The sequence below is a fragment of the uncultured Virgibacillus sp. genome (assembly GCF_947495635.1).
In the GTDB taxonomy this organism is placed as follows: Bacteria; Bacillota; Bacilli; order Bacillales; family Amphibacillaceae; genus Virgibacillus; species Virgibacillus salarius.
In genome coordinates, this window is the sequence record NZ_CANMAB010000011.1 from 1 (window position 1) to 12,246 (window position 12,246).

The following is a 12,246-nucleotide window of genomic DNA, read 5'->3' on the forward strand; positions in this document are numbered from 1 at the left end:
CTTTATTAAAAAAACTTGAAAATCATCAAGGAACAACTCTATGCATTTTTAAAAACAGCAATTATGAAATTGATTCATATGATTAACTAATTGTTTAATTTGCTATTTGTTTTCCTTTCTCAGAAACCAACATATTATTAAGTACATAAAAATCCGATATTTTACTGTACTGTTTAACTTTCCCGTTTTCTATAAGAACTCCCATTGGAGTAGTATAGACATGATACGCTGTCGTTATATAAACTGATCTAATGTAAGTGATGGAAAGTGGTAATAACTTTTTAATTAGCGAATCATCTAAAGACTCATCATTATTTATCACAATTATGTTAAGATCGTAATTATCATTTATTAAGTCCACTTTACCTAAAATTGATTTGCAAATTGGACACTTAGAATTCACAAATAATATTAAAGTATTCTTATTATAGAATAACTGTTTTGCAATAACTTTTTTCCCATTATCATCCATCACTCTAAAGAGAGGAGATTCTTCACCTATATCCAATGTATTAAATTGAATCCCCTTTATACTTTGAATCTGTTTTAGAAAATTACTGTTATATTTTAACATGTAATAAAGAATACCTAGAACTGCTATAAGTAAGACGAGAATCACCGTTATCATAACATCCATGATCATATAAACTCCCCCTGTTATTCTTCAAAATATACTAACCTAGCACGTAACTTTCTAATCATTATATTATGTTCGATAAATACTTTAGCGACACCATATAATAATAGGATTGCTATAGAAACTAAAAAAGGAAGAACAATGTAGCTGTCCGAGTTAATGTTTAGAAAATCATTCATTTTCAACAAAGAAATACCTAAAATTATCAATACTATATTACGATATACAAGTAAGGTAGATAGTTTGTCGCTTTCAAGAACGCCACCACATCCACAAGAAATATAAATATTACCTCGAAACAAATTAATTAATATAGCTGTAGTATATACTATCAATATGAAAACTAATAACAGTATATTCAATAGACCTATTTCTTTTAATAAAAACATAAAACCTATGTAAGCATCAGTAGCCATAAAAATTGTACTTAAAGGTTTAATTAAACGATTTGGTATTATTCTATATTCTTCTACCTTTACTTTGAAAATTTTCCAATTTGTTATCTTATCAATAAAAGAAGCAATAAAAATAATCGAAATTAAATAACTACCTATAGAAATAAAAAAATCACCCAACCGAAACACCACCCCTCCTCTTTTTTAGTTGTTCAATTTGCTTATTGTAAAGCTCAAAGTATCTTCCCCTCTGTTTAACTAATCTTTCATGTGATCCTTGTTCAATTATTCTACCGTTTTCCATCAAAATTATCTCATCTGCGAGCATGGCCACATTGATACGATGGGTAATATAAACAACTCCTAAATCTCCGATTACTTCAAAAAGATTTTCAATTACAAATAGCTCACTTTCAGGGTCGAGTGCAGAAGTTGGTTCATCCAAAAAAAGAATATCCCCTTCTTTGAATAAAGCCCTTGCTATTGCTAATTTTTGCCACTGCCCGCCAGATAATTCTTGGCCACCATTGAATAGCCTTCCAAGTACACTGTTATATTTCAAAGGTAATTTTTCTACGTAAGTATGTAAACCTGTATATTTCATATATTTAGCGATTGCTTCCTTATTCTCTAACTTATCAAGATTAGTCATACCGATGTTTTCTTTCACTGTAAGGTCGTATTTATTAAAATCTTGAAAAAGCACACTAATTTTATCCCAATAGCTTTTTTTTATAATTTTTGATATATCATATTCAGTATTTATTTTTATCATATCATTTGTATCATATAGACCTGTCAAACACTTAACTAGAGTGGTTTTTCCCGCCCCATTACCTCCTATAATAGCAGTTTTCTTCCCTTTCTTAATACTAAGATTTAAATTGTCAAGGCTAGGCTCTAATTTATCTGGATAATAGAACGTTAAGTTGGTAGCTTCGATTGACTCCAATGAATTAATCGTCTCTTTTTCCTCAATGCATTTATTAATTGGCGGCAGGAAATTTATAAATTCTCTTACATGCAAAGTATACTCATAGAAATTTGATAAACTCCCTGTAAAACTGGGGACTATTCCTTGTAATCTTTGTATAGCTTGTAAAACAGCTGCTAATGCACCAATTGTTAATAATCCATTTACCATTAAATAGTATACATAGGTACCTGAACCAATAAATGAAATGAAAAGAAGTAAATTTGCAAGAAATAACCACTTTGTTTGTTTGATATCAAGTTTTATTTTTTCTTTTGCGTTTTTTATATAACTTGTTTGCCATTTTAAGATAAAAAAGTTCTCAAGATTATTTATTCTAATTTCTTTTAAGGATTCACGTCTTATTAATAAACTTTCAAAGTAATTTTCCTTACGTCCTCTCTCAACTAACCCTTTAGATAAATTAAATCTTTGTTTGCCATATTTAGTTTCAATAAAGATTAATGGAATAACCATTACAAATAAAAGAATTAAAAAATATTTGCTAATATTTATTAAATATATTAAGACAGATATGAGGGAAATCGTAGTTTGAATAATAGTTGTACTACTATCAACCACACTGATAATATTTTTTTGTCCAGTAAAAGCACGTAAAAAACTATTCTGAAATCGTGGATCTTCATAGTTAATATACGATATATCTTTAGCTGAATTAAAAAGTTTTCCTTTCATTTTCACTTCAAATTTATAGATTAAAATACTCCTTACTATATCTGTAAACTTGTTAAATGCAAAAGCAAAAAATACCGTCCCCGCTAGACCCGCTAGATATAACATAATTTCTATAGAAAATGCATTTTCCTTTACAGCAGCCAAAATACTATCAAATAAATTTTCAAAAAGCCATACACTAAGTAAAGGTAGAAATCCTAGAATAATTTTGGTAGTTAGAATTACCGTTAGACCTATTCTACTAACACCCCATACACTTTTATAACTGAAGGATAAAGATGAAATAATTTGTTTAGTTCGCAAAATATTACACTCCAATATTTTTTCAGAATAGGTTGACTCTTTTAAATAATAGTATAAAATGAAATGTAAGAATTGTAAATAAATTACTGTGTGGTGTGATAAATTGTATTTTAATTTTATAAACAGTCTTTTAATTTTAATATGCCTTGTTATGGTTATCTACCTACTGTATAGATTACTTACTTGGTGGTCTAAATATAAGAAATGGATTGATTCTGTAGAAAAAAGATTTGAGCAGCGAGAATTAAATATTAATTCTAGTGGGTTTGCCCAAGGCATTAAAATTCCTAATCTAATACTTAAGGACCCTTGGGATAATTCTTATATTGAACTACACAATTTGGTTCACAATGATAGTATTTTAGTTTTTTTGGATAAAAGTTGTCTTCAATGTAGTATTAACTTTGAAGAATTCTTCAACAGTAACCAAAAAGATAATTACTTTGTTATTTTTAAGGAACAAGATGTTGATAAAGCGAAAGAATTAGTAATGTTATACAATAATTCTTTTAGGGTCTACCTAGTAAATCAGTCACTATACAAAACTTTAAAACTCAAGTTTATGCCAGCTTTTGTAAAAATAAATCACAATTATATTGCAGAAAATGCTACTCCAGTTCCATATAAAGCAATTCACTTTTTATAACTATTATAGTAAGGGATACCTGAATCAAATCTTGACAATTAACAATTTTCCCCTTAAGAATCTCTTTTAATAGTTTGAACATTCAATAATTATATATAATATGTTTCTTAGTTTTTAGTAGTTTTAATAAAACTATTAATATAATTCCTCAATAGGAGGTGAAGATTATGCAATATGTACCATGTGGAGATGCTGCGTTTCGTAAGAGTAAAGATTATTGCTGTTATGACTATGATTGCTTTAGAATTTTCAAGAGAGATGCATTGTGCAGAGAAGTATATGATGGGCGTGATGGCACAGTATGCTCAGAATTTGTTGCAGAATGTCCCTGTTAACTTTTTAAATCCGTCTGACGAGCAAGCAAAAATAAGACTGCCGATAAAAAAGTCGGCAGTCTTATTTTTAGAGAAAGGAATGCTAAATAATGGTAAAAAGAATATGGATTTATATTATTGCAAGATGGCTTCTGAATTTATTTACAAAGAGAAAACAAGTTAAATACAAGATTAAAAAACACTTTTCTGGTTTAATAAAAAGCATAAACAATAATGATATCGATACATTTATGAGTTTCCAGAATTCTTTAAACTCTATTTTTTACGAGGAGCAACATAGATGGATGGAGGAAGTAGTAGCTCAAAAAAAGCAGTTCTTTATTTTTGAACCTTCGGTCCATAAAATTAAACTATGTAATAAGAAGCAGGGACTGCTATATTTTAATTTAAAAATTACTAGACCGTCTGGAAGGGTTAAAGATTATAGTGTAGTATACCGTATAGTAAAAGATAGTTCTCATAGTAAATGGATACTAGATGATTACCCTTTTTTAAATGTTAAAAGCCAGAATATAGACGTAAAATACTTTAAAGACGTTCATGACCAGGCTTTATTAGCAATAAATTATGGCAATAGAATTATAGATAATTACAATAAATTATTTAAATGGAATCCAAATCAGGTTAAAATTAAAATATTTAGCACTTTAGATCAAATCTCAACTTCCATACCCTGTTTTACAACGTACGGTTGGAGTGAAGAAAAAGAATCTATTAAAATTTTGGTACCCCATTATACGAAAGAAAAGACAAAAATTTTTTTACAAATGCTAACTCATGAACTATCACATAAAATGCTTTCAAATATCACTAATGATAATGCTTCACTGTGGCTACAAGAAGGACTAGCTGTTCTATTAGAAAAATCTTTTATATTTAAAGGTAATTCTATTAATTTTTCTGCGAGTAATTCGGAAAATTATGTAAAAAAAGTTCTAAAGGATGTTGGCTATACTCTCTTATCCTTATCAGAATTAAACAAACTTGACTATAGATCTGGTCATGAAATATATAACCAAGGTTTTCTATTAGTTTATTTCCTTTTCAGTAAATATGGGTTGCAAAAACTTGATAATATATTTAAAAATTTAAAGGAATTTAATTATATTAATAGTAGAACACAATGCAAATTAAAAAAATTGAATGCACGGACGAACATGGCTTTAGTACAAAACTTGGATAACTATGACGATCTACATAATCAATTAAAGACTTTCTACTTAAAATATACATAATATTAGTCTTAATCTTTGTTCTATAAACCTAAAAAGGCTGGACAAGAACCAGCCTATTATAATATCATTGGAGATTCATTTTATGCTATATTTTTAATCCTGCTCTACTTTACCAGTCATCTTTACCACAAGAATACCTGATTTTGCCCAAAATCTGTGAAAACCTTTCAATATCAAATTGTTAGTATCTTTAGGTACCTCATAAGTCAGTGACAACTTAACTTTTCCAGGTGATCCTAATCGTATTCTTCCCTTCCAATTTTCTGACTCTAAAACTTGATAATCTACTGGCTCATATTCGAAACCTTTGTCATCAACCAAGCGGTACGTTATATGCGGTTGATAATCAATAACCGTTGCTAAAGGTATTTTATCTCTAACTAATTCAGAGGATATAGTTATGAATTTTGTATCCTCACTTTTCTTTTCAATATCTGTTGGAGCCTCCTCCAATAATGTAAAAGTAAACCTTCTATCTCCATCTTGATAGGTTTTACCTAAATGAAAAACCTTTGTTGCACTTTTAACTATACTTTGCAAAGACTCTTTTTTAGATTTTTCTATAGTTGTATCTATTTCCGATTGGCTATGGTCAGATGAAAAAACTTCTTTAACTTCTCCCGAAGTTCCCTTCACATCTGAAGCTTTTGATTGCTTATTATTAGTTGATTCTTGTACATCAGGGATCGCTTGCGCCAACAAAGCAATAATACCTATAAATAGACAAATACCCATTGTGCTAAACACATACCGGAAATTTTTTTCAGTTTTCTTTGAATTGACAACACCACCAGTCAACCCTTCATAAGGCTGTATTTTTACTGCTTTTTTTGCTGGTAATGTTGCCCCTACTATGCCGGTAGTAATTGGAATAAAAATAGTAAGGAGAAAGAATGGTATTCTTTCAATTGGAAACTGATGATATATTCCCCATACCATTCCGAAGGCAAAAATTATTCCAAGCAACCCAGCAATTAATCCGCTTATTGCACCTTCAATTAGCACTAACAATCGAATTGTTCTGTTCTGCCATCCAACTGCTTTAAGAACCGCAAGTTCAGGTTGCCTTTCCGCTACATTTTGCCAAATAATTTCCGTGGTAGTTAAAATAGCGATTGCAATTGCAACGCCCATCGCTACATAATGCATCATCCCAACTTCTAATGCTACATACTCACCTAGCCATGTCGTAAACATAGTTCCACGTAAATGAAAAGTGACAAACAAGAAGAAGATTAACAGACTTGTTGGCAATGCGATAGATATTACTGATAAAATACTTCGTTTCCACTTTGTAAGCAGGTTCTTGAAACTCATACTAAGAATTGTTTTAGTTTTAAATAAATGTCTTTTATGAGTGGATACTTCTCCCGCTTTCATCGTTTCAAATGGAGGAACCTTTCTCACTAATAACCCAGGAATAATAGCCCCCGCTACATATATAGTAATACCCATTATGCCAATAAGAAATAAGCGAATAGCTGATGTTTGTATATCATGCATTACATATATCAGCCCAAGAATAAGCCAACTAATTATCGACACAAATAAACCAATTAGTGTTGCCTCAATAAAGAGTAATTTGCTTAATTGATTCGGTCTCCACCCAATGGAAAGCAAGACTGCAAACTCTTTTTTTCTTGCATACATCATAATAATATTTGATGAAAACACATATACAATTGCCACAATAATAACACTTGCAATAACACCCGACATCCCTACTTTAGATTCCTGAAAAATGGTTACAGATGATCCTAGTTTAATCCAAGGCTGTTCCACCCAACCGATACTCTTTTCATTTCCTACTTTTGGAATATGGGTGAGTGCTGGTTGTGGAGACGATCCTAAGGTAATATCAGTTAACAAACCTGTTTTATCTTCTATTCTTTTCGCAACTGCCTGTAGCTTTTGTTCACTTTCTTTATTTAATTCTTTTACACCCTTTATTTTCAGACGAATTGCAGATATGGGTTCATTTCCTAATATTTCGGCAGCAGATTGCAGTGTAGTAAGCATTAAAGGTGGCTTTGTTAAAAAACCGTATGGATTATTTAATGGTTTCATTTTTTTTGGAGGATTAATTGGTTTCCCATTATCATCTAACACCCATTGCGCTTTGGAAGGAAAGTAAGTTTCCATCGGTAGTTCTGTTAAAGGATCTTTGGATACATTTAATTTACTTGGATCAAATACCCCTTTAAAGTCTAATTGAATTCTCGGCCAAGAAGAACTTTCGTCACCAAACATAGATATTGGACGATAGGCATAATTAACAGCAAGTAATGAATCTTCTGGTACAATATACGGCTCTACTTCATAAGCAAATGGCCACCTTTCAACGTATGGGCTAGTTACTTCTCGGTAATTTACTGAAGAGGGTTTATACGGCATCCAGCTAGAATCTTTAGAATTAATATTGTCACTAATTTGCTTGACAACTTTTTGATGGGCTTCCTTAGTGGTATAGTTAAATTGATCAACTTCAGTCCCAGCAACTTTTTCTAAATAAGATTTCCCACCTTTTTCCTTAATTTTTTCCATTACAGAAGTAGGGTCATCTCCAAACTGTAGTTCGAGTTTTTCAATTGTATAATTAATTTTACCGTCTACATATTCTTGGTTACTTATAATGACCGGTATTTTATTTGTCTTAATTCCATCAATGACTTCTTCAGCTTTAACAGAATCTTTCTCATTAAGATACTCACTATCATTCACAATTGCATGATTAATACCTACTAGTTCTGCTTCTGCTTTCGGATCAATACCTGCAATTAATACATTCGTTCCATACGATAAATCCCCTAAAAATCTAGTAACACCATATTCACTTGTATCTTTTGGGACATCCCAATTTACCGTAAAATAAATGTTACTTTCATCTACTTCCTGTTTAACACCTGTATTAGTTGTTTCTTTTATTGTCATACGATAAATACCTGGTTCTGAATAGTTAACTTGATTAAGTTGAGTAGAATTTTGCATATATCCCATCATAGCAATAGGAGCTGCTACATCAATATCTGTCATTTTCTTAATTTCTTTGTATTGGTTGAGCGTTATACCACCAGAAAGTCCACTGAGATAATTTGGCTCTAATAAGTTTTGTTCTTCAGTCACACTACGAGAATCGGGCGGACGTACAACAATGTGGTATGATGATTTCCATCTCTGTTGTAGTTCATCCACTATTGTTGCGTTTGATGCTTGGGTAATACCCACTAAATAACTAAGACCAATACTTACGATAAGAGCGCCAATAATCAATAATAAGAAGCGTTCCTTGTTACGCCACCAGGAATTCCAAATGAACCTAAACATAAGACTCACTCCTAGTATCACTGATTAGCTTCCCATTTTTCATTCTAATAATGCGCTCTGCTCGTGATGCTAAATTCGGGTCGTGTGTTACAAAAATTACACCGCACCCTTTTTCTTGATTCAGAGTAATTAAACGATCAAAAATAATTTCACCAGTATAAGTATCTAGATTTCCAGTAGGTTCATCTGCTAGAATCCAATTTGGTTCATTAACTAAAGCACGAGCAATTGCCACACGCTGTTGCTGTCCACCGGAGAGCTGGGAGGGTAATGAATTAAATTTATCTTCCAAACCTATTTGAGATAGCAATCCTTCTGCACGCTCTTTTTTATCGTAGCTTATTTTGCGTGAAAATAATGGAGCCATAACATTTTCTATAGATGTAAGATAAGGTAATAGATGGAATTGTTGGAATATAAATCCAATATTTTTAAATCGAAAATCAGCAAGTTTTTTCTGACTTAATTTATTTATTGGATTGTTTCCATAATTTATTTTTCCTTTAGTCGGAAGGTCTAACGCACCTAACAGACTAAGTAAAGTTGACTTACCAGAGCCTGAAGGACCAACAATTGATACAAATTCTCCTTCTTTAAACTGTAAGTTAATATTATCTAAAGCAAATGTACTGATACCATCCCCTTGAAATACCTTGCTCACGTTTATACATTCTATCTCATGAGCCAAACCAATTCCCCCTTTATAGAATTTTCTTTATAATTAATTTATTCTAACTATAACATAAATAAAACAAATACATACCTTGTTTATAGCAGATAATGTAAATGAGTTCCCTAAAAAAATAACAACAACTTATATTAACTAGTAATTTCCCTTAACGTTTCAAAGTGTGTTCATTAGATCTGTGTAAACATTCTTTGTATTTATATTAAGAATGAGATGAAACAAGGGCCATATAGTTGAGCTTTACTTCTTTAGTATCATGAGTTTTCTATGTTTTGGTATGACCAAAGTCAACTTGGAATTATTCCCCCATAGGTGAATCAGGTATGGCTTCATATTTTCTTTATAAATTTAGTTCTTTCCTTGATTGGTGAGCATGTAAACAAAACACAAAATATTTCCCCTTCATTTACCATAAATTTTCTATAATATAAAACAAATATCGGTTTTACTTGAGGTACGGTTCACCGTGGTAAATAAGAGGAAAAAAATAAGCATTGATATTAACCTCCCAATGCTTATTTTCATATTTACAGGTAAGAAGCGTTGTTGGAGTAAAAAAACGCTTACTATCCTTATCTAGAATTTTTCACTAATCCCACTGTCTGTTATCTAATCTTTCTAAACGAAGTTCATGAAGCGTTTTTGTTTGTCCTTCTGGAATAATCCATTCATATACACTCATTGCACTCCAGCCTGTTACAACTTTTCCCCATTGATTATAAGACATTATATTCTCATTAAATGAAACCGTTTTTTCATCTACTACAGTTGCATCTAAATTATCTTGATTTTTAATAGATACTTTTTGATTTGGTGATAGTATCCCCCACTCAAATAGTTCCTTCATTCTAGGCAGATATCTTTTTTTACTTATTCGATTTGAATTATCCCTTTTGATTCGTTACTTTCCAAGAATGTATTCAAATTACGCTGAGCCTGTTCTACGGCAGTTAGTCCTTGTTGTGAGATCTCTCTTTTTTTCTCAATGTATGGTGCATAAATTTTATTTACCAGCGTTTCCACATTATTTATCTTTGCAAGAGTTGCTGCGTATCTGATCGCCTGAAACTCAAAAGGCTCTTTTCGAGATTTAATGTCATCCAGATCACGTTTTATTTCGATTAACACAAGATTTCCATTTTCATCAACAGCTATTAAATCTGTGCGTCCACTACTTATATTACGAACTTGTTGTCCGACTAATAATAAATTTTCATCATCTTCTACTAACAATTCTAGATTAGAAGCTAAAAATTCCTCTAATTGAGCTTCTCTTAAACCTAGATCTTTAAATGTAGTTTTCTCAACCTCAGAATTTGGAATATTCAACGTATTATTTTGTAATTCTAAAGGATAGAACATTCTAATCAGCCCTTTCACTATACTAACCAAATCGATGTAATTGTAGAATTACTTGTATCGTTCGTTACGTTATGTATACATTTCTCTAATTATTTTATTTGCCGGTTATATTATCGTCACGTTGATTAGACAATTTAAACGCGTTCTATGCGCTTAATTCTCTTTTCCATCCATACTAATTAAAATTATACTAGAATAATCTTACACTTGAAAACTTCTCTAACTCCTAGTAAACTATTCAAGTGTTCACTAAAAATAAATCGTACACTGTATAACCTCAAGAATATGGCTTGGGGGTCTCTACCAGGAACCATAAAATCCTGATTACAGAAAATGAGTCTATCATTTTTTGTAATCAGGATTTTTTTGTTTCCTAAGTAACTATCTATGAGAAAGGACGAAAAACAGAATATGAATAGAAAAGTTTTTATATTAGCATTATCCACTGTTGCGGTTGGACTTGTTGAACTGATCGTTGGTGGAATACTTCCTACGATTGCAGAGGATTTAAATACCTCTCTTAGCTCTGCTGGACAGTTTATTACCGTTTTCGCACTTATTTATGCAGTTTTTGGTCCAGTATTACTTGTTCTAACAAGTAAATTGGAGCGTAAAAAAGTATACCTTATTTCCTTAGGTATCTTTTTCATCAGTAATATCATGACGTATTTCAGCCCTGATTTTACATTTATGATGATTGCAAGGGTTTTAAGTGCGATGAGTACAGCACTGATTGTAGTACTATCGTTAACGATTGCTGCCAAGATTGTTACACCAGAACATCGAGCAAAGGCGCTTGGACTTATCTATATGGGGATTAGTTCATCCCTTGTCATGGGTGTGCCATTAGGAATACTCATTTCCGATAACTTCGGATGGCGTGTGATTTTCCTTGGCATTGCCATTTTATCTATTATTTCGTTTGTGCTTATTTCCATCTTCTTAGAACAAATTCCAGGTGGAAAAGTAGTTCCACTCAAACAACAGTTAAAAGCTGTTGCTAGCTTGAAAATTGGTAGTGCCCATTTGGCAACGGTATTTATGCTAGCAGGACATTATACGCTGTATGCATACTTCACACCATTTCTAGAGACTGAACTCCATATGAATGCATATTGGATAAGTATTTGTTATCTATTATTTGGAATTGCAGCAGTTAGCGGAGGAGCATTTGGAGGGTACCTATCTGATTCGGTTGGTCCGCAGAAAAGTATCATTTTCGTAATCACGACCTTTGCTGCGATGCTATTCTTATTACCATTAACGACCTTCTCCCTTGTTCTATTCATCCCCGTGATGATGATTTGGGGAGCACTGAGCTGGAGTCTATCTCCACCACAACAAAGCTATTTGATTGATACAGATCCAGAAACATCCGACATTCAGCAAAGCTTCAATAACTCAGCACTGCAAATCGGCATTTCTATCGGATCCGCATCTGGGGGACTCGTATTAAATCAAACTGGAACAGTTACCAATGCAGCTTACTTCGGTGGCGCACTTGTGATTGTATCCTTACTGTTTGCTGCTTTTTCTATAACAAGTAAGAAGAAGGATGAAGAAGGAGCAATGGTTGGTGATACGGTGAGTGATCGAGGGTAATGGTAGGGTTAAGCTAATCTTTATTAGAAAGACCATTTAGTCATCGTTTT

General features: G+C 32.0%; 11 protein-coding genes and 1 riboswitch. Of the genes, 4 read left to right on the top strand and 7 right to left on the bottom strand.

The window, feature by feature from the left end:
- Window positions 1-94: 94 nt before the first annotated feature.
- The 3 genes from traF to Q1A47_RS04155 are packed head-to-tail and all read right to left on the bottom strand — an operon-like array spanning window position 95 to window position 3,004.
- Entirely contained in the window at window positions 95-643 is a 549-nt protein-coding gene (gene traF / locus Q1A47_RS04145) for a conjugal transfer protein TraF (protein ID WP_166530261.1), read from the bottom strand.
- A gap of 14 nt (window positions 644-657) precedes the next feature.
- Window positions 658-1,212 carry a MauE/DoxX family redox-associated membrane protein gene (locus Q1A47_RS04150; protein WP_166530262.1) on the bottom strand — a complete coding sequence of 185 codons (555 nt, stop codon included), beginning with the start codon at window positions 1,210-1,212 and terminating at the stop codon, window positions 658-660.
- Entirely contained in the window at window positions 1,205-3,004 is a 1,800-nt protein-coding gene (locus tag Q1A47_RS04155; protein ID WP_166530263.1) for an ABC transporter ATP-binding protein, read from the bottom strand. Before Q1A47_RS04155 ends, Q1A47_RS04150 begins: the two co-directional genes overlap by 8 nt.
- 103 nt (window positions 3,005-3,107) lie before the next feature.
- On the opposite strand from Q1A47_RS04155, the gene Q1A47_RS04160 reads away from it, so the two are divergent.
- The 3 genes from Q1A47_RS04160 to Q1A47_RS04170 all read left to right on the top strand — a co-directional run bounded on the left by Q1A47_RS04160 (window position 3,108) and on the right by Q1A47_RS04170 (window position 5,220).
- Window positions 3,108-3,650 carry a hypothetical protein gene (locus tag Q1A47_RS04160; protein WP_166530264.1) on the top strand — a complete coding sequence of 181 codons (543 nt, stop codon included), beginning with the start codon at window positions 3,108-3,110 and terminating at the stop codon, window positions 3,648-3,650.
- Window positions 3,651-3,839: 189 nt separating this feature from the next.
- Entirely contained in the window at window positions 3,840-4,148 is a 309-nt protein-coding gene (locus tag Q1A47_RS04165; protein ID WP_299630784.1) for a hypothetical protein, read from the top strand.
- Between the two features lie 121 nt (window positions 4,149-4,269).
- Window positions 4,270-5,220 carry a hypothetical protein gene (locus Q1A47_RS04170; RefSeq protein WP_166530266.1) on the top strand — a complete coding sequence of 317 codons (951 nt, stop codon included), beginning with the start codon at window positions 4,270-4,272 and terminating at the stop codon, window positions 5,218-5,220.
- A gap of 93 nt (window positions 5,221-5,313) precedes the next feature.
- Here Q1A47_RS04170 and Q1A47_RS04175 read toward each other — a convergent pair whose 3' ends face one another.
- From Q1A47_RS04175 to Q1A47_RS04190, 4 genes are all read right to left on the bottom strand, one after another.
- Window positions 5,314-8,544, bottom strand: a complete 3,231-nt coding sequence (locus Q1A47_RS04175) for an ABC transporter permease (RefSeq protein ID WP_166530267.1) — start codon at window positions 8,542-8,544, stop codon at window positions 5,314-5,316.
- Window positions 8,537-9,205 carry an ABC transporter ATP-binding protein gene (locus Q1A47_RS04180; protein ID WP_299630789.1) on the bottom strand — a complete coding sequence of 223 codons (669 nt, stop codon included), beginning with the start codon at window positions 9,203-9,205 and terminating at the stop codon, window positions 8,537-8,539. Before Q1A47_RS04180 ends, Q1A47_RS04175 begins: the two co-directional genes overlap by 8 nt.
- Window positions 9,206-9,821: 616 nt before the next feature.
- Entirely contained in the window at window positions 9,822-10,079 is a 258-nt protein-coding gene (locus tag Q1A47_RS04185) for a hypothetical protein (protein ID WP_211911258.1), read from the bottom strand.
- A gap of 23 nt (window positions 10,080-10,102) precedes the next feature.
- Window positions 10,103-10,594 carry a hypothetical protein gene (locus tag Q1A47_RS04190; RefSeq protein WP_211911261.1) on the bottom strand — a complete coding sequence of 164 codons (492 nt, stop codon included), beginning with the start codon at window positions 10,592-10,594 and terminating at the stop codon, window positions 10,103-10,105.
- A 247-nt stretch (window positions 10,595-10,841) separates the two neighbouring features.
- Window positions 10,842-10,941, top strand: a riboswitch (purine riboswitch).
- 64 nt (window positions 10,942-11,005) lie between these two features.
- Between Q1A47_RS04190 and Q1A47_RS04195 the strand changes: the two genes are divergently transcribed.
- A complete protein-coding gene (locus Q1A47_RS04195; RefSeq protein WP_166530269.1) occupies window positions 11,006-12,196 on the top strand; it encodes an MFS transporter in 1,191 nt (396 codons plus the stop codon).
- Window positions 12,197-12,246 lie beyond the last annotated feature (50 nt).

What these genes read in the sequence shown, in the direction of transcription:
- Q1A47_RS04170 (WP_166530266.1), top strand. Translation starts at nt 4,270, where the DNA reads ATGGAGGAAGTAGTAGCTCAAAAAAAGCAGTTCTTTATTTTTGAACCT.
- Q1A47_RS04185 (WP_211911258.1), bottom strand. Translation starts at nt 10,079, where the DNA reads ATGAAGGAACTATTTGAGTGGGGGATACTATCACCAAATCAAAAAGTA.
- Q1A47_RS04190 (WP_211911261.1), bottom strand. Translation starts at nt 10,594, where the DNA reads ATGTTCTATCCTTTAGAATTACAAAATAATACGTTGAATATTCCAAAT.
- traF (WP_166530261.1), bottom strand. Translation starts at nt 643, where the DNA reads ATGATCATGGATGTTATGATAACGGTGATTCTCGTCTTACTTATAGCA.
- Q1A47_RS04175 (WP_166530267.1), bottom strand. Translation starts at nt 8,544, where the DNA reads ATGTTTAGGTTCATTTGGAATTCCTGGTGGCGTAACAAGGAACGCTTC.
- Q1A47_RS04165 (WP_299630784.1), top strand. Translation starts at nt 3,840, where the DNA reads ATGCTGCGTTTCGTAAGAGTAAAGATTATTGCTGTTATGACTATGATT.
- Q1A47_RS04195 (WP_166530269.1), top strand. Translation starts at nt 11,006, where the DNA reads ATGAATAGAAAAGTTTTTATATTAGCATTATCCACTGTTGCGGTTGGA.